Source organism: Mesorhizobium sp. M1406, assembly GCF_040317555.1.
In the GTDB taxonomy this organism is placed as follows: Bacteria; Pseudomonadota; Alphaproteobacteria; order Rhizobiales; family Rhizobiaceae; genus Mesorhizobium.
Genome location: NZ_JAMYKW010000004.1, coordinates 182,479 through 200,324 on the forward strand (window position 1 = coordinate 182,479; position 17,846 = coordinate 200,324).

The window sequence follows — 17,846 nt, forward strand, 5'->3', positions numbered from 1 at the left end:
AGTGGAATCGGTAGTCGATCATGTTTGGTAAAAGAGGCAGCGACGACGGCAGCCGGTTCACGCCGGAATTTCGCCAGCCAGCACCGGCGCCTGTTGCGCCGCCGGCTGCAAGTTCCGCGGACACGGCGGTTCTGGCCCGGCCTGCGGCCGCGCCAAGCGCACCTGTCGCGCCGCCGGCGCGCCGTGCGGTCGAGGCGCCGCCATTGGCGCCTGAGCCGAAGCGGGCACAGCGCGAAAAGAGCGAAACTTACTACGACACCAAGAGCCAGGTTTTCTCCGCGCTCATCGACACGATCGATCTATCGCAGCTTTCCAAGCTCGATCCTGAGAGCGCGCGCGAGGAAATCCGCGACATCGTCAACGACATCATCGCGATCAAGAATTTCGCGATGACGATCGCCGAGCAGGAAGAGCTGCTCGAGGACATCTGCAACGATGTGCTCGGCTATGGGCCGCTCGAGCCACTGCTCGCACGCGACGACATCGCCGACATCATGGTCAACGGGTCCAAGAACGTCTACATCGAAGTCAACGGCAAGGTCGAACAGACCGGCATCCGCTTCCGTGACAACCAGCAGCTTCTCAACATCTGCCAGCGCATCGTCAGCCAGGTTGGCCGCCGTGTCGACGAGTCCAGCCCGATCTGCGACGCCCGCCTTCCCGACGGCTCCCGCGTCAACGTCATCGCGCCGCCGCTCTCTATCGACGGCGCCACGCTCACCATCCGCAAATTCAAGAAGGACAAGCTGACGCTCGATCAGCTGGTCAAGTTCGGCGCGATCTCACCGCAGGGCGCCGAAGTCCTCAAGATCATCAGTCGTGTTCGCTGCAACATCGTCATCTCGGGCGGTACCGGCTCGGGCAAGACGACGCTGCTCAACTGCCTGACCAACTATATCGACCGCGAGGAGCGCGTCATCACCTGCGAGGATTCGGCCGAGCTGCAATTGCAGCAGCCGCATGTCGTCCGCCTCGAAACCCGTCCGCCCAATCTGGAGGGCGAGGGCGAGGTGACGATGCGCGACCTGGTCAAGAACTGCCTGCGCATGCGGCCCGAGCGCATCATCGTCGGTGAAGTGCGCGGACCCGAAGTGTTCGACCTTCTGCAGGCGATGAATACCGGCCATGACGGCTCGATGGGAACGATCCACTCGAACAGCCCGCGCGAATGCCTGAACCGTATCGAATCCATGATCGCCATGGGCGGTTATTCGCTGCCGCAGAAGACAGTGCGCGAAATCGTCGTCGGCTCCATCGACGTGATCATCCAGGCGGCGCGTCTGCGCGACGGATCGCGCCGCATCACCCACATCACTGAGGTGATCGGGATGGAGGGCGACGTCATCATCACGCAGGATATCGTCCTCTACAATATCAAGGGCGAGGACGCCAATGGCAGGCTGCTGGGAGAGCATGTATCGACCGGCATCGGTCGCCCGCATTTCTGGGACCGTGCCCGCTACTATGGCGAGGAGCAGCGCCTCGCCATTGCGCTCGAGGCGATGGAGAAACGCGCTGACTGACGCATCCTGGGGCGTAAGGGTTCGGGCCAATGTTTGGAATTGACGGTACAGTACTGGCGTTTGTCGTACTCGCCGGCTTCAGCGCCGGCGCCGTCGCCTATGCATTTCTGTTCACTCGGATCAGCAACGAGAAACAGGTCGGCAAGCGACTCGAATCAATCAGGACCGCCGAGACGGATCGCTCGGTCGTCAAGGCCTCGCGCGATCGCGCGGCGGAAGCCACCAAGCGGCGCAAGTCGGTTCAGGATTCGCTCAACGAGCTCGACGCAAAGCAGAGAACCAAGGACAGCGCCGTCAAGAAGCCGCCGCTGAAAGCCCAACTCCGTCAGGCCGGCCTGAAGGCTACCGTAGAGCGCTTCTATATATATTCCGCCGTATGCGGCCTCGTTTTGACGATGGCCGCCTTTGTGGCCGGAGCGCCGATGCTCGCCTTGCCGGGCGTGCTGGTTGCTGGGGGGCTGGGCCTGCCGCGCTGGTTCGTCTCGTTTCGTCGCGCCCGCCGGGTCAAGGCATTTCTCAACGAATTTCCAAACGCGCTCGACATCATCGTGCGCGCGGTCAAATCCGGCCTGCCGCTGAACGACGCCGTGCGCCTGATCGCCAACGAATCGCCCGAGCCTGTGAAGTCCGAGTTTCGTCGCATCGTCGATTCACAGCAGATGGGCCTCTCGATCCCCGACGCAACCTTGCGCATGCCTGAAACCATGCCTTGCACGGAGGCAAGCTTCTTCGGCATCGTCATCCAGATTCAGTCGCAGGCAGGCGGAAATCTCTCCGAGGCGCTGGGCAATCTTTCGCGCGTGCTTCGCGACCGCAAGAAGATGAAAGCCAAGGTCCAGGCGCTGTCGATGGAAGCGAAGGCGTCCGCCGCGATCATCGGTGCGCTGCCCTTCATCGTCGCCTTTCTCGTCTACCTGTCGAGCCCGGCCTACCTGATGCCGCTTTTCAACACCAGCGTCGGAAATCTGATCCTTGGTTGCGCCGCGGTCTGGATGTCGATCGGCATCCTGGTGATGCGCAAGATGATGAACTTCGAAGTCTAGGATGCTGGCATGACCGAGCAAGTCATCAAAACCCTGACGGATCCGAGCTTTCTGATCGCGCTGCTGGTCGGAATAGCGGTGTTTGCGACCGTCTTCACCTTGCTGCCGGCGTTTGGCGGAAACCAGCTCAAGTCACGCATGAAAAGCGTTGCCCTGGAACGCGACGAACTGCGTGCCAAACAGCGCGCCCGGCTTGCCGTCGAGGCGGATCGCCGTCGCAAGGGCCTGCGCGAGGAACAGTCTGTTGGCATGCGCAACATTGTCGACCGGTTGGATCTGAGGCGCGCGCTCGCCGACGAGGGCACGTTGCAGAAACTCAAAGTGGCCGGATTTCGTGGCCAGAATCCGCTGACGCGGTTCCTTTTCTTCCGTCTCGTGCTTCCCTTCGTCGGCTTCGCGCTGGCCACAATCTACATCTTCGTGCTCGGAGGATTGCCCGACAAGCCATTGGTCATCCGGCTGTTCGTCTGCATCTTCGTTGCGTATGGCGGCTTCTACGCACCGGTCGTCTATATCAACAACCGCGCCACCAAGCGCAAGCAGTCGATCCAGATGGCGTGGCCGGATGGGCTCGATCTGATGCTGATCTGCGTCGAATCGGGCATGTCGGTGGAAGCCGCGCTGCGCAAGGTCGCCGACGAGATCGGCGCGCAATCGGTGGCGCTGGCGGAAGAATTCATCCTCACCAATGCCGAGCTTTCCTATCTGCCGGAGCGCAAGCAGGCCTACGAGAACCTGGCAAGTCGCACCGGCCTGGATTCGGTCAAGGCGGTGTCGCAGGCACTCGTCCAGGCCGAGCGTTACGGCACGCCGGTGGCGCATGCACTGCGCGTGCTTGCCGCCGAAAGTCGCGACATGCGCATGAACGCGGCCGAGAAGAAGGCCGCCGCCTTGCCGCCAAAGCTCACCGTGCCGATGATCCTGTTTTTCCTGCCTGTGCTTTTCGCCATCATTCTGGGCCCCGCCGGCATTCAGGTCAGTCAGCGCGGTATCTTCGGAGATCATCCGGCGCCGGCGGCAGCTCAGTAGCAGTGCGGCAAATCCCGTAGTACGACATGTGAAGAAGCCGCGCTGGATGCAGCGCGGCTCTTCATTTCAAGGCCCTTGCAGATTGTCGTCTCAGTTGGTCGCGGGCTTTGACTTGTCCTGATCCTTGAGCTGGCTCCAGGCATTCTGCTGCGCCAGCATCTGCCTGAGATAGGCGACGTTTGCCTGCGCCTGTTCAGGCGAGAGTTCCTGTGAGGCGATCTTCTCGGCCTCGTCGAAACGGCCCTGCAGGCCGACGACCAGCGCCAGGTTCTGGCGGACCCGGCTGTCCGCATTCGACTGCTGCGCGGCCGAGCGCATATAGGTTTCGGCGGTGCGCAGATCCCCTTCCAGCACATAGGACATGCCAAGGTTGGAGAGCACCGAAGGCTCGTTCGGCTTGAGTTCGAGCGCCTTGCGGTAAAGCTGGCGCGCATCGGCCTTCTGGCCGGTCTGGTCGAGAATGGCCGCTTCGGCCGACACCAGCCTCCAGTCGGGATATTCCGGCGTTTGAGCGCGGCGTACGGCGTCGAGTGCCGCCTCGAACTGGCCATTGGCGGCCAGCGCCTTGCCGTAGGCGGCAAGCACGTCACGATCCTTCGGCAGAGCGATCGCCAGCTTGCGCATCACGGCGAGCGACTGGTCGGCGTCGCCATCCATCTGCAGTGCCGCCGCATAATTTGTCGCTATCCGCTTGTCGTTGGGGTTCCTGGCGTAGGATTGGCCAAGTGCGCCGGTGGCATTGTGCAACTCTCCGGCCGACATGGTTTCCAGAGGTTTGCCGCCGGTGCGTCCGATAGAGCCGGTGGAGAGCTTGTCGGTTCCGCAACCGGCGACGCCCGCCGCGAGCGCCAGCATAAGGGCCGTGGTGATGAGCCGTTTTCCCCTGGCGTTGATCGTGCGGTTGGTCGGCATCGGCACCGGGCCTCCATTCATGCGCGGCCATTGCGTGGCCGTCTTCCCTCCCGCAGAAATATTCTGTTAACCCTAACGGACAGTTAAGAACGCCGACTCAGGCGCCCGCCGCACGGAGACCATCGAATGCCTGTCGAACTCGTCGAGAAGAAATTGCCGGGCGCACTGCCGGTTCATCTGGTCGCCAGGGACGGCCTGGACGCGGCCGGTCTTGCGCCAGCCGCTATCGCCTGGGCCAGAGCCAACGGCTTTTCCGGCGAGGCAGGCAGGACGCTGGTCGTGCCTGGCGAAAACGGAGCGCTCGGCGGCGCCTTGTTCGGTATCGGCGATGGCGAAGGCGCGCTCGCCCTCGGCGCATTGTCGAAAGCCTTGCCGGCAGGCGACTGGCATTTCGCCTCGATGCCGGTCGAGCCGGAACTCGCGGCAACCGCGCTGGTGCTCGGCGGCTATGTCTTCACCCGTTATGGCAAGAAACCCGGCAAGGCGCTGCGCTTCGGCCTGCCTGCCGGAGTCGATGCCGGGCGGGTTCGCCGCATCGCCGATGGCGTTTTCCTGGCCCGCGATCTGGTCAACACGCCAACCAGCGATATGGACCCGGAAGACTTGGAGAAGGCGGTGCGGACCCTGGCCGGCAGCCACAAGGCCAAAGTCTCGGTGGTCACGGGTGACGATCTCCTCGAGCAGAACTTCCCGATGATCCATGCCGTCGGCCGCGCGTCGACCGCCGCGCCGCGCCTGATCGACATGCATTGGGGGCAGCAAGGCGCGCCGAAGGTGACGCTGGTCGGCAAGGGTGTCTGTTTCGACACTGGCGGTCTCGATATCAAGCCGTCGTCCGGCATGCTGTTGATGAAGAAGGACATGGGCGGTGCCGCCAACGTGCTCGGCCTGGCCTCGATGATCATGGCTGCCGGGCTGAATGTGCGGCTGCGCGTGCTCATTCCCGCGGTCGAGAATTCGATTGCCGGCAACGCCTTCCGGCCTGGCGACGTACTGACGAGCCGCAAGGGCATCACTGTCGAGATTGGCAACACGGATGCCGAGGGAAGGCTGGTGCTGGCCGATGCGCTGGCGCTGGCCGACGAGGAGGAGCCGGGGCTTCTGGTCGACATGGCGACGCTGACCGGGGCTGCCCGCGTCGCGCTAGGTCCCGATCTTCCGCCGTTCTATACCGGCGACGAAGTGTTGGCATCCGATCTCGCTGAGGCTTCCGTCGCGGCCGAGGATCCGCTGTGGCGCATGCCGTTGTGGCGGCCTTACGATGCCAAACTGTCGTCGAAGATCGCCGACATCAACAATGTCACCACGGACGGCTTTGCCGGCTCGATCACAGCGGCACTGTTCCTGAAGCGCTTTGTCGAAAAGACCGCGGGCTGGGCGCATTTCGACATCTTCGCCTGGAACCCCGCCGACCGCCCGCATGGCCCCGCCGGCGGCGAGGCGCAAGGCATCCGCGCGCTGGAGCGGATCATTTCGAAACGCTTTGGCTAGCAACAAGAAGGTTAGCGACTGAAACGGAACCGAAACAATTTGCCGTCATGCTGGCGCGATGTCGATTGCGATGCGCCCAAGCCAGGCCTTGCGACTGTGGCAGCAAGTGATGCTGTCGCAGGTGCGCGACAATGCGCCTGATCTGACCATGCGCCAGACCGCGATCCTGTTCACAATCTATCTTGACCCGCCGCCACATACCGTGCGCGGGCTAGCCGCCCGCCTCAACGTCACCAAGCCGGTGATCACCCGCGCGCTCGACACGATGGGTGCATTGAAACTGGTGTCGCGGCATCGCGATGAGCTCGACAAGCGCAATGTTCTGATCAGGCGCACGGTCGAGGGCGCGCTCTTTGTCGAGCGCTTCGGCGATGGTATCATCGCCAAGGCCCACGAGTTACCCATCTAATTTCAGAGTTGCCGATTTGACTGCCAGGGATGCCCGCCTTCACGCTTTCCGTTCCGACCTTGCCGATGCACGGCTGAAGGGCGAGGTCGCCGCCGACCGCTTCGTCGCTGGCCGACCAGCGCGGATCACCGCGTCCGTGGCCGATATCCGCAAGGCGCCGCGGCCGGATGCCGGCGTCAACACGCAAGCCCTGTTCGGCGATGATGTCCTCGTCTTCGAGGTCACTGAGGGCTGGGCCTGGATCCAGGCCGAACGCGACGGCTATGTCGGCTATGTCGCCGATACCATGCTGGGCGGGCGGGACCATGCGCCCACGCATATCGTCTCGGCACCACGCACTTTTCTTTATCCTGGACCCGATCTGCGGTTTCCGATCTCAGGACAATTGTCGATGGGATCGACGGTGACAGTGACGGATGCCGCCGAGACACGCGGCACCCACTATGCCGTCCTACCCTCCGGCGAAGCGATCATCGCGGGTCATCTGCGGCCTCTCGGTGAAGTGGCCACCGATTATGTTTCGGTGGCTGAGATGTTTCTCGGCACACCCTATCTCTGGGGCGGCGCTTCCGGCTTCGGCATCGATTGTTCGGGCCTGGTGCAGCTGGCGATGCGCATGGCCGGCGGGAACGTGCTGCGCGATACCGACATGCAGGCGGCGACGCTCGGCGAGCCGCTCGAACCGGGACCTGATTTCTCGGGACTTCGGCGCGGCGATCTGGCGTTCTGGAAGGGCCATGTCGCCGTCATGACCGACGCCGACACCATGATCCACGCCAACGGCCACACCATGCTGGTGTCGCGCGAAGGGCTGAAGGATGCCGTCGCCCGCATCGGCTACCTCTATGGCGGCCCGACGGGGTTTCGGCGGCCATAGGAAAGAACGATCCCCTTTTGTTCCGATTCTTCTTGGCGATTGACTGCCGTCGCGCTACCTCTGGCACGTGACAGAGCAGCCGCGCCTTGCCGAACAGAATGCCACCGTGGCCCTGCCCGAACCATTCATCCGATGGTTTGGCGAGAAAGGCTGGTCGCCGCGCGCCCATCAGATCGAGTTGTTGGCGAAGGCTCAAGCGGGGCAATCGGTGCTGCTGATCGCGCCGACCGGCGCCGGCAAGACGCTGGCCGGGTTTATGCCCTCGCTGACCGAATTGGCCAACCGGCCCAAGAGGAAACCGGGCCAGGCGCAGCGCGGCATCCACACGCTCTACATCTCGCCGCTGAAGGCACTGGCCGTCGACATCGAGCGCAATCTCGGCAAGCCGGTGGAAGAAATTGGTCTGCCTGTCACCATCGAGACGCGCACCGGCGACACGCCCGCCCACAAGCGCCAGCGCCAGAAGCTGGTCCCGCCCGATATTCTGCTGACCACGCCCGAGCAACTGGCGTTGCTGATTGCAGCAGGCGATGCGAGACGCTTTTTCGAGGACCTGCGCTACGTCGTGCTCGACGAGTTGCATTCACTGGTCACGTCGAAACGCGGGCATCTGCTGGCGCTCGGGCTGGCGCGGTTGCGCGGCTTTGTCCCTGGCCTGCAAACGATCGGGTTGTCCGCGACGGTGGCCGAGCCGGACAAGTTGCGGCGCTGGCTGGTCAGCCAGAATCCGCTCAAAGATTCGACGAGCCCGGGGATGGCCGAATTGATCGTCGTCACCGGCGGCGCGAAGCCCGAGATCTCCATCCTCGATTCGGAAGAGCGCGTGCCGTGGGCAGGACATTCGGCACGCTACGCCACGCCGGAGATCTACCGCGAGATCAAGCGCCACAGGACGACCTTGCTGTTCGTCAACACCCGCAGCCAGGCAGAGCTGCTGTTCCAGGAATTGTGGCGGGTCAACGAGGACACCTTGCCGATCGCGCTGCATCACGGCTCGCTCGACGTCGCCCAGCGCCGGCGCGTCGAGAAGGCGATGGGAGACAACGCACTGCGTGCCATCGTCGCGACGTCGACACTCGATCTCGGCATCGACTGGGGCGATGTCGACCTGGTCGTCCATGTCGGTGCACCGAAGGGTGCGAGTCGGCTGGCGCAGCGCATCGGCCGTGCCAATCACCGCATGGACGAGCCATCCAAGGCGATCCTCATCCCGGCCAACCGTTTCGAGGTGCTGGAATGCCGGGCGGCTCTCGACGCGAATTATCTCGGCGCGCAGGACACGCCGCCATTGATCGATGGTGGGCTCGATGTGCTGGCCCAGCATGTGCTGGGCTGCGCATGCGGCGCGCCGTTTCGTGCCGATGATCTGTTCGAGGAGGTGCGCACGGCTGCGCCCTATGCAAGTCTCGATCGGTCGACATTCGACCGCGTTGTCGATTTCGTCGCCACTGGCGGCTATGCGCTCAAGAACTATGAGCGATACGCCCGCATCCGGCTGAACAACGACGGGTTGTGGCGGGTGTCCAATCCCCGCGTTGCCCAGCAATACAGGTTGAATGTCGGCACCATCATCGAAGTGCCGGCGCTCAATGTGCGTTATGTGCAGGCTGGCAGCAGAGGCGCGGCTTCGCGCGGCGGCCGGGTTCTCGGCAAGATCGAGGAAGCCTTCCTCGAAACATTGACGCATGGCGATACGTTCATGTTTGCCGGCAAGGTGTTGCGCTTCGAAGGCATTCGCGAGAATGAGTGCTTCGTGTCGAACGCGCCTGGCAGCGATGCCAAGGTGCCTTATTATGGCGGCGGCAAGTTTCCGCTTTCGACCTATCTCGCTGAACAAGTCCGCATCATGCTGGACGACCCGCAGCGATGGAAGAAACTGCCCGAGCAAGTGGCTGATTGGCTGCGATTCCAGGCCGACAAATCGGTACTGCCGAAACGCGACGACCTGTTGATCGAGACCTTTCCGCGCGGCAACCGCCACTATCTGGTGGCCTATCCGTTCGAAGGCCGGCTGGCGCACCAGACGCTTGGCATGCTGCTCACCCGCCGCTTGGATAGGGCGGGAGCCAGGCCGCTTGGCTTCGTCGCCACCGACTATGCATTGGCGATATGGTCATTGGGCGATATGGGCGCGATGTTCAAAGCCAGGAAACCTTCGCTTAGTGCGCTTTTCGACCAGGACATGCTGGGCGACGACCTCGAAGCCTGGCTGGCCGACAGCTGGCTCCTCAAGCGCACATTCCGCAACTGCGCGCTGATCTCGGGACTGATCGAAAAACGTCATCCAGGCCAGGAGAAAAGCGGCCGCCAGGTCACCGTCTCGACCGACTTGATCTACGATGTGCTGCGCAGCCACGAGCCCGACCACATCCTGCTGCAGGCGACGCGTGCCGATGCGGCGACCGGTCTGCTCGATGTCAGCAGACTTGGCGACATGCTCTCGCGCATCAAGGGTCGAATCGTGCATAAGGCGCTCGAACAGATATCGCCGCTCGCCGTGCCGATTATGCTCGAGATCGGCAAGATGCCGGTGAACGGTGAGGCCGATGAAATGCTGCTGATGGATGCGGCTACACTGGTCGAGGAGGCGATGGGGCCGGGAATGCGTGAGGAATGAATTTTTCGCTGGCGCGCGTATCGCTGATAGCCGAGGCCGACCTTGTCGGCATCGCCGGCGAGCGCGCGGTATGCGACCCGCGTGGCGTGCTCTATTTTCCGGATCTGCGGCTTCTGGCCGTGTCCGATCTGCATCTGGAAAAGGGTTCGTCGCTGGCAAGGCGCGGCACGCTGATCCCGCCCTATGACACCGGCGCAACCCTGCTCAGACTGCAGGCGGTGATATCAGACTATCAGCCATCCATCGTCATCAGCCTGGGCGATAGCTTCCACGATGCCGGTGGCGCCGAACGCATGCATGCGAGCTTCCGTGAACGGCTGGAGGCGCTGATGGCAGGCCGCGACTGGTTCTGGGTTGCCGGCAATCACGATCCGGAAGCGCCCGCCGACCTGCCCGGCGAAACAGTGCGGGAACTCGCCATTGGCTCGCTGCTTTTCCGACACGAGCCGTCGAAGGTGCGCGTCGAGGGCGAAATAGCGGGCCACCTGCATCCCTGCGCCCGCATCGTGCAGCAGGGCCGCTCGGTGCGTCGGCGCTGCTTTGCCGGTGACGGTGGCCGCATGATCATGCCGGCCTTCGGCGCCTATACCGGCTCGCTCAACGTGCTCGATCGCGCCTATGCCGGACTGTTCCGCCTGGACACGCTGATGGCCTATATGCTTGGCACGGGCCGTATCTTCGCCATCTCGCACTCGATGCTCAGGCCCGGCTGAAACAGCCCTACCTTCCGTAATAGAGCGTGACGGTGTGCTTCGCCTCGGCGAAGAACAGCCAGCGTTCGACCAGCATGCCGGCGAACTGCACGATCGCGGCGAGCACCGATAGCGCCGCTGCGAAGGGCCAGGGCAGGGCGAAAGTAGCGGCGAACAGCAGGAGGGGCAAGGCGAAGGCCAAAGCCTGCGTGATCTGACGCAGCCGCGCGCCGTGCTTGCGCGCGATGCGAAAGCCCATTTCCTTGAGCAGGTAGTTTTCCTCTGTATGCGGCCATTCCAGCGAGCGCACCGTGCCGCCGGCCAGCCCGGTTGCGGTGTTGGCGGTGGTCGGGATTTCCAGCCGGTCGTTGTAGCGCCAGGTCGCCAGCTTCCAGCCCCAGCCGAGCAAGGTCAGAAGCACGGAAGCCACCACGATCGTTTTCGAGCCGAGAGCAAATCCCTGTAGCAGCGCGTTCAGCAGCACGCTGCCGGTCATCGCCGAAAAGATCAGGTAAGCCGGCAGCGTGTAGCGGCTGTGCCACTGGGCGATCGGTTTCAGCGAGGCATAGATCATGCCTGTGGTGCAGACGGTGACAACCGCGCCGCACGCGGCCAGTAGTCCAGCAATGGCCACCCAGCCACTGGTGCGGCCAAAAAATACCCAACCGATGCCGAACAGTCCCGCCGGGATGAAGGTGATGACCGAGGCGACGCCTTCACGCGACAGCCATGAACTGCGCCATTGCGAGAACGCCCGCCAGGCGCGCTCGGGCCTGCCGAGATGACCCGCCGAAGACAACAATCCGGCCGCGATCAAGCCGAGTGCTAGGCCCATGCCGACGAGGCCGAGCCAGAAATCAGGCGGAATCATCTGGAATCCTCCGAGCACGCCAAGCAGCGCCAGCAGTCCATAGCCGGCGCCGGTGACGGTGGTGAAGAAGACGACGGAGAAGGCTGGATGCATGGGCTAGTTCGAAAGCATGCGGTCGACCCAGCCGAGGAAGCCGCCTTCGGCCTGCACAGGTTCGAGGGCCGGCGCGGCCACCGATGCGGCGCGCTTGGTATGGGCGCGTGGCGGCAGGTATTTGTTGGTCGGGTGATAGCCGAGCTCCGGCATCAGGTCGACACCGCCGCGCTCCGCCACCAGTTGCGAGACAGCCGACAGGGGATCGCCCAGGTCGCCGAAATGCCGGGCGCTGGTCGGGCAAGCGGCGACGCAGGCCGGCACGCGGTCTTCTTCGGCCAGATTGTCATTGTAGATCCGGTCGACGCACAGCGTGCACTTCTTCATGACGCCGACATCGGTGTCGAATTCGCGTGCGCCGTAAGGACAGGCCCAGCTGCACAATTTGCAGCCGATGCACTTGTCCTCGTCGATCAGCACGATGCCGTCCGAAGCCCGCTTGTAGGAGGCGCCGGTCGGGCAGACGGTGACGCAGGCCGGCGTCTCGCAATGCAGGCAGGAGCGGGGAAAGTTGACGGTGCGCCCGCCCATCTCGGTGGTGTGTTCGTAGCTGTGCACGCGGTTGAACCAGACGCCGTCGACATGGCCGCCATAAGGGTCGATGTCGGTCAGCGGCGCCATGTGGCCGCCGGTGTTCCACTCCTTGCAGGCGGTGACGCAGGCTTGGCAGCCAACGCAGGTGTCGAGGTCTATAACCAGACCGAGTTTCTTGCCGCTTTGACTTGGCAGGCAGGTCATTCGGCCGCCTCTCTCGCCCTGCGGAACTCAGCGCCGAAAGTCAGCCTGTCGGGCGAGGGTTCGAAATGCGGTGGCTGCTGGAAACGCTCGAATTGCGGCTCGGTGAAGCCGGCCTCTTCCGCCGCGCATTTGACGATGCGCACGCGCAGATCGAACCATGCCGCCTGGCCGGTGACCGGATCGGAATTCGAATAGCGCTTGCCGTTGGCGTCGGCCGAGGTCTGGTCGCCGATGATATGGTTGAGCAGGAAGCCGCGATTGGATTCAGCCGCGTCGTCCTTCAGCCCCCAGCTGCCGCGCCGCTTGCCGATGGCGTTCCAGGTCCAGACCGTGCTTTCGTTCACTCCGTCGATCAGCTTGATCTGTCCCTTAACCCTGCCATTGATGCTCTCGATCCACACCCAGTCGTCATCGACAAGGCCTAGATCTGCTGCCGTCCGTTGATGCACGAACAGCCGGTTCTGGCTGGTGATCTGCCGCAGCCACGCATTCTGCGATCCCCAGGAATGGTACATGTGCATTGGCCGCTGCGTCAGTGCATGCAGCGGATAATTTTCGAGGCCGACGACCGCTTCCTCGAAGGGCATGTACCAGAACGGCAGCGGGTCCATGTAGGTCTCGATGCGTTGGCGATCGCCCTCCGGTGGCAAGACGCGGCCATGACCGCGCGCGGCCAGCCGGAAGCGTTGCATCGGCTCGCAATAGAGCTGGAAGACGATCGGCTCTGCCTTGGGGATGAAGCCCATCTGCACCGCGAAATCGAGATAGGAGCGGTTGGACATCTTGTAGTAACGCTGGTCATCCGCGAAATCATGATGCCAGAAGCCGCCATTGTCGATGTAGCGTTGCAACTGGTCCGGATTGGCCTCGCCCCTGCCGGTCGAGGTTCCATCCTTGCCACGCCAGCCGGCGAGCGGGCCGATGCCGGGCGTGCGCTCATGGTTGACGATGTAGTCGGCGTAGTCGCCATACTTGGCCGAGCCATCGTCGTTGACGAAGCCGGGCAGGCCGAGCCGCGCGCCGAGTTCGATCAGCACCGACTGGAACGGCCGGACATCACGGTCCGGCTCGACAACAGGATGACGAATGGCGTCCCCCGGCCCGTCGGCATGGCTGATCGGCCGGTCGAGCAGGCTGATGCAGTCATGCCGCTCAAGATAGGTCGTGTCCGGCAGCACGAGGTCGGCGAACGGCACGGTCTCGGAATAATAGGCATCGGAATAGATGATGAACGGGATCTTGTAGTTGCCCTCGTCATCATAGTCGGTCAGCATTGCCATGGTTTCGACGGTATTCATCGAGGAATTCCACGCCATGTTCGACATGGACATCATCAGCGTGTCGATCCTGTAGGGATCGCCGGCCCAGGCGTTGCGGATGACGGTGTGCATCAGGCCATGCGCGGCCAGCGGCGCATCCCACGAATAGGCCTTGTCGATACGGGTCGGTGTTCCGGCCGCATCGACCAGCAGGTCGTCCGGCCCGCAGACGAAACCGAGTGGCATGCCGTCGAGCGGCGTCATCGGCTTGATGGTCTTGCCGGCCGGTTTCGGTTCGGGCGGCGCGGATCGGGGATAGGGCGGCTTGAAGCGGAAGCCGCCCGGCACATCCACGGTGCCCAGCAGCACCTGAAGCAAATGGATGGCGCGGCATGTATGAAAACCGTTCGAGTGGGCGGAGATGCCGCGCATGGCGTGCATCGAGACAGGCCGCCCCTTGATCGTCTCGTGCCTGCGCCCGGCCCAGTCGGTCCAGGCGATAGGCAATTCGATCGTCTGTTCGAAGGCGACATGGGCGAGTTCGGCGGCGATCCTGCGGATCGTATCGGCGGCAATGCCGCAGCGCTCGGCGACCGCGTCCGGTGCATAGCTCTCATCAAGGTAGCGGTCGGCCAGCAACTGGAACACCGGAACGCAGCGGCGTCCGCCGATCGTGAAGCTGCCGGTCAGCGCGGGTTTCGCAATGGCATCGGTGGCGCTGACCGGCGTCTTTACCACCCTGTCCCAGCTCAACGGGTTACCGTCGGCATCGCGGACGAACAGACCGTCATCGGCCGCCCCCGGCTCCTGGATGACGAGGACATGGGCATTGGTGTAGCGCAGCAAATAATCGAGATCGACGCGGCCCGCCCTGAGCAATTCGTGGATGAGGGCGAATACGAACAGGCCGTCGGTGCCGGGCCGGATACCGATCCAGTCGTCGGCAATCGCATTATAGCCGGTGCGGCATGGATTGATCGACACCACCTTGGCGCCCCGCGCCTTGAGTTTGCCGAGACCGATCTTGATCGGGTTGGAATCATGGTCCTCGGCGACGCCGAACAGCATGAAATATCGGGTGTTGTCCCAGTCCGGTTCGCCGAATTCCCAGAACGAGCCGCCGATCGTGTAGAGGCCGCCCGCCGCCATGTTGACCGAACAGAAGCCGCCATGGGCGGCGAAATTCGGCGTGCCGAACTGGCTCGCCCACCAGCCGGTGAGCGATTGCGACTGGTCGCGGCCGGTGAAAAAGGCTAGTTTCTTGGGGTCGGTCCGACGGATGTTGGAGAGCCGTTCCGTCGCGATCGAGAACGCCTCTTCCCACTCGATCTCGCGGAATTCGCCAGAGCCGCGCGGGCCGGTGCGCAGCAATGGCTTCTTCAGCCTTGCCGGGCTGTAGTGCTGCATGATGCCGGAGCTGCCCTTGCCGCAGATCACGCCGCGATTGACCGGATGGTCCTTGTTGCCGTTGATGTAGCGGACCTTGCCATCCTTGATGTGCACATCGATGCCGCAACGGCAGGCGCACATGTAGCAAGTCGTCTTGGCGATGCTGTCGGAAACGGCAGGCGAGGTGTCGACGCCATCGCCTTCATCCGGTGCGCGGGTGTCGGCAAGCGGGCGTTGCGATGGTGCCGAATTCGCGCCGCGCGGCGGTCCCTGCATCATGATCCGGGGGTGCCCGTGCGGCCAACGGATTTGGCCCGTGTCTTCGGTCCGGGGCCGCGCATGTAGTGCTCTTCCGGATGATATCGATCGCCGGCCAGCCGCCGCCTTATGCTGCGGGTCCAATGCGCAAGCAGGGATCTGAACCGCCCGATCATTCTGCTCTCTGCGATCTCTCGGCGAGTTTTTTCTAACTTCGCCGTAAAACTTAGAATAAAGATATCGATCTGTCTAATCAGTTGTTCTTGTAAATTCGATCGATATTGGTTCTTAATGCGCCCATGACCCTGGACCAATTGCGGATTTTCGTCGCCGTCGCCGAGCGCGGCCATGTGACCAAGGCGGCGGAACTGCTGGGCATTTCGCAGTCGGCCGCATCGGCGGCCATCCGGGCGCTTGAAGAACAGCACGGCGTCCATCTGTTCAACCGGGTCGGCCGCAACATCGAGCTTGCCCAGACCGGTCACCGGTTCCTGCCGGAGGCCAAGGCCGTGCTCGAACGGGCCGCCGCCGCCCGCAATGTGCTGGAACATGTCTCGCAGACGGTCACCGGCAGCCTCTCGATCGCCGCCAGCCAGACCATCGCCAGCTACTGGCTGCCGCGCCGGCTGGCTTCCTTCCACGAAGCCTATCCCGCCGTCAGACTGAGCGTCAGCATCGGCAACACCAGGCAGGTCGAGGCCAATGTCCTCGATGGCGCGGCCGATCTCGGTCTGGTCGAGGGGCGCACCGAGTCCGACATCCTGCGCCGTGCCAAGGTCGACATCGACAGGCTGATGCTGGTCGTTGCCAGCTCGCATCCGGAGATCGCCGAAGTTACGCCCGGCCATCCTGACATCAAGGGCCTGCGCTGGATCATCCGCGAGGGCGGTTCGGGCACGCGCGAAGTGCTGGAGGATCTGGCGCGCCGCGAAGGAATTTCGCTCGCCGACCTCCAGATATTCCTGGTGCTGCCGAGCAATGAGGCTATCCGCCAGGCGGTCGAGGCGGGAGCCGGCGCCACCATCATTTCAGAGCTTGTCGTGGCGCGCTCCGTGGCCGAAGGCTTTCTCAGGTCCGTGCCGCTAGACGTGCCGAACCGCGACTTCGCCGTGATCACGCATCGCGATCGCCAGGCAAGCCTGGCCCAGATGGCGCTCAAAGCGCATCTGGGTACGTCAGCAGACCATGGGTGAGACGCGCGTCAGCCGAATTTTCGCTGAGCATCCAGTGCCAGGCCAAGTCCGACCGAGCCGAACATGTCGCCTTCGATGACGGATGCCTGCGGCACCAGCGACAGGATCTCTCGCCTTGCCAGCGGGATCGCGGTCGATCCGCCGGTCAGGAACACCGCGGTGATGTCGAACGGCCTGACCTGGGCGTCCTGGATGGTCTGCGCCACCGTTGCTGTGACCCGCTCGATGTCCCGGGCAATCGTGGCGTCCAGCCCGCTGCGCGTGATTTCGGCGGCGAACTCCGCGCCCGGCAACTTTACCGCGACCTCTGCGGACGAGCTGTCGGTCAGCTCGATCTTGGCCTTTTCGACAAGTGCGGCCAGCGCGTGTCCGTAGCGGTGTTCGACGATGTGGATGAAGCGGTCGACAAGGTCGGCGCGCTCGGCCTCGTAGCGGATCTGGCGCAGATGCGTCATCGCCTTGGCGGTGTAGACCAGGTTGATGCGCTGCCATGTCGCGAGGTCGATGAAGTAGCTTGCCGGCAGATTGCGCTTGCCGTCCTTGGTTGGCGTCAGGTAGCCGAGTTGCGGCATCACATGGGCGATGCTCAGCAGCCGGTCGAAATCCGTGCCACCGATATGAATGCCCCGGCTGGCCAGGATGTCGTCCTTGCGGTCGAGCGAACGGGAACGCTGCGGTGAAACGCGCACGATCGAGAAGTCCGACGTGCCGCCGCCCATGTCGATGATCAGCGCCAGTTCCTCGCGCGTCACCTTCTGTTCGTAGTCGAGCGCCGCCGCGATCGGCTCGAACTGGAAAGCGATGTGCTTGAAGCCCTGGGCGTGCGCGGCGTTTTCGAGTTCGCTTTGCGCCTTCGTGTCGGCCTCGGTATCGTCGTCGACGAACTGCACCGGCCGGCCAAGCACCACGGTCTCGACCATGTCGCCGGCATCTACCTCCAGCTTCTTCTTGAGATGGCCGAGGAACATGCCGACGATCTCCATGAAGCCAATCGACCGCGATTTGATGCGTGTCTTTTCATGGGCAAGCGAACTGCCGAGCACGCTCTTCAGCGAACGCATCAGCCGGCCCTCGATGCTGTCGGTGTAGTTGGCGATGGCCTGGCGGCCGAAACAGGTGCGGTTGTCCTCGAAGTTGAAGAACACGGCACTGGGCAGCGTGACCTGACCGTCTTCAAGCACGACGAGGCGCGGCTGCCCGTTCCGGACCACACCGACGGTGGAATTGGAAGTGCCGAAGTCGATGCCGCCGAAGGCTGGTCGCATGACAAGTTCCTGTATTTGTCGTCGGCGAGCCGATAGGCGCCATGAGAAATCGCGCGCTGCCCGGGGACAGGCTGCTCTGCCGAACCGAATTGTTTGTGTCTGCCAGTTGGCTGGGGAGCGCGGTCTACCGCATGCTCCCGCAAAGGGAAACCACTTTTCGGGAAAAGTTCTAAAGCGCGTCGTGTTT

At 63.3% G+C, this 17,846-nt stretch carries 14 protein-coding genes; 9 read left to right on the top strand and 5 right to left on the bottom strand.

Annotation, left to right across the window (positions count from 1 at the left end; translation table 11 throughout):
* Nucleotides 1–20: 20 nt before the first annotated feature.
* From NKH03_RS06130 to NKH03_RS06140, 3 genes are read left to right on the top strand one after another with little or no spacing between them, the layout of a single operon-like run.
* Nucleotides 21–1,523 (top strand): TadA family conjugal transfer-associated ATPase, encoded by a 1,503-nt coding sequence (locus tag NKH03_RS06130; RefSeq protein WP_352875857.1) that lies wholly within the window; start codon nucleotides 21–23, stop codon nucleotides 1,521–1,523.
* Between the two features lie 29 nt (nucleotides 1,524–1,552).
* On the top strand, nucleotides 1,553–2,566 hold the full coding sequence (locus tag NKH03_RS06135) for a type II secretion system F family protein (protein ID WP_352967620.1): 1,014 nt from the start codon (nucleotides 1,553–1,555) through the stop codon (nucleotides 2,564–2,566).
* Nucleotides 2,567–2,575: 9 nt separating this feature from the next.
* Entirely contained in the window at nucleotides 2,576–3,595 is a 1,020-nt protein-coding gene (locus tag NKH03_RS06140; RefSeq protein WP_352967621.1) for a type II secretion system F family protein, read from the top strand.
* Between the two features lie 90 nt (nucleotides 3,596–3,685).
* Here NKH03_RS06140 and NKH03_RS06145 read toward each other — a convergent pair whose 3' ends face one another.
* A complete protein-coding gene (locus NKH03_RS06145) occupies nucleotides 3,686–4,507 on the bottom strand; it encodes a tetratricopeptide repeat protein (protein WP_352967622.1) in 822 nt (273 codons plus the stop codon).
* Between the two features lie 126 nt (nucleotides 4,508–4,633).
* On the opposite strand from NKH03_RS06145, the gene NKH03_RS06150 reads away from it, so the two are divergent.
* The 5 genes from NKH03_RS06150 (at nucleotide 4,634) to pdeM (ending at nucleotide 10,614) form a co-directional block, all read left to right on the top strand.
* Nucleotides 4,634–5,998: a leucyl aminopeptidase family protein gene (locus NKH03_RS06150; RefSeq protein WP_352967623.1), complete on the top strand. Its 1,365-nt coding sequence runs from the start codon at nucleotides 4,634–4,636 to the stop codon at nucleotides 5,996–5,998.
* Between the two features lie 58 nt (nucleotides 5,999–6,056).
* Nucleotides 6,057–6,407: a MarR family winged helix-turn-helix transcriptional regulator gene (locus tag NKH03_RS06155; protein ID WP_352870173.1), complete on the top strand. Its 351-nt coding sequence runs from the start codon at nucleotides 6,057–6,059 to the stop codon at nucleotides 6,405–6,407.
* 16 nt (nucleotides 6,408–6,423) lie between these two features.
* Entirely contained in the window at nucleotides 6,424–7,284 is an 861-nt protein-coding gene (locus tag NKH03_RS06160; RefSeq protein ID WP_352967624.1) for a C40 family peptidase, read from the top strand.
* Between the two features lie 67 nt (nucleotides 7,285–7,351).
* Nucleotides 7,352–9,901: a ligase-associated DNA damage response DEXH box helicase gene (locus tag NKH03_RS06165; RefSeq protein ID WP_352967625.1), complete on the top strand. Its 2,550-nt coding sequence runs from the start codon at nucleotides 7,352–7,354 to the stop codon at nucleotides 9,899–9,901.
* The gene (gene pdeM / locus NKH03_RS06170) at nucleotides 9,898–10,614 is read left to right on the top strand and encodes a ligase-associated DNA damage response endonuclease PdeM (RefSeq protein WP_352870176.1); all 717 of its coding nucleotides are present in this window, start codon (nucleotides 9,898–9,900) and stop codon (nucleotides 10,612–10,614) included. Before NKH03_RS06165 ends, pdeM begins: the two co-directional genes overlap by 4 nt.
* A gap of 7 nt (nucleotides 10,615–10,621) precedes the next feature.
* On the opposite strand, the gene NKH03_RS06175 is transcribed toward pdeM, so the two are convergent.
* The 3 genes from NKH03_RS06175 to NKH03_RS06185 are packed head-to-tail and all read right to left on the bottom strand — an operon-like array spanning nucleotide 10,622 to nucleotide 15,222.
* The gene (locus NKH03_RS06175) at nucleotides 10,622–11,557 is read right to left on the bottom strand and encodes a dimethyl sulfoxide reductase anchor subunit family protein (protein WP_352967627.1); all 936 of its coding nucleotides are present in this window, start codon (nucleotides 11,555–11,557) and stop codon (nucleotides 10,622–10,624) included.
* Nucleotides 11,558–11,560: 3 nt separating this feature from the next.
* Nucleotides 11,561–12,295, bottom strand: coding sequence for a 4Fe-4S dicluster domain-containing protein (locus tag NKH03_RS06180; protein ID WP_352967628.1), 735 nt, complete (start codon nucleotides 12,293–12,295; stop codon nucleotides 11,561–11,563).
* Entirely contained in the window at nucleotides 12,292–15,222 is a 2,931-nt protein-coding gene (locus NKH03_RS06185; RefSeq protein ID WP_352967630.1) for a molybdopterin oxidoreductase family protein, read from the bottom strand. Before NKH03_RS06185 ends, NKH03_RS06180 begins: the two co-directional genes overlap by 4 nt.
* A 278-nt stretch (nucleotides 15,223–15,500) precedes the next feature.
* Here NKH03_RS06185 and NKH03_RS06190 point away from each other — a divergent pair, with 278 nt between their 5' ends.
* Nucleotides 15,501–16,394: a LysR substrate-binding domain-containing protein gene (locus NKH03_RS06190; protein ID WP_352967631.1), complete on the top strand. Its 894-nt coding sequence runs from the start codon at nucleotides 15,501–15,503 to the stop codon at nucleotides 16,392–16,394.
* Between the two features lie 8 nt (nucleotides 16,395–16,402).
* Here the strand turns inward: NKH03_RS06190 and NKH03_RS06195 are convergent, their stop codons facing one another.
* Nucleotides 16,403–17,659 carry an Hsp70 family protein gene (locus NKH03_RS06195; protein WP_352967632.1) on the bottom strand — a complete coding sequence of 419 codons (1,257 nt, stop codon included), beginning with the start codon at nucleotides 17,657–17,659 and terminating at the stop codon, nucleotides 16,403–16,405.
* Nucleotides 17,660–17,846 lie beyond the last annotated feature (187 nt).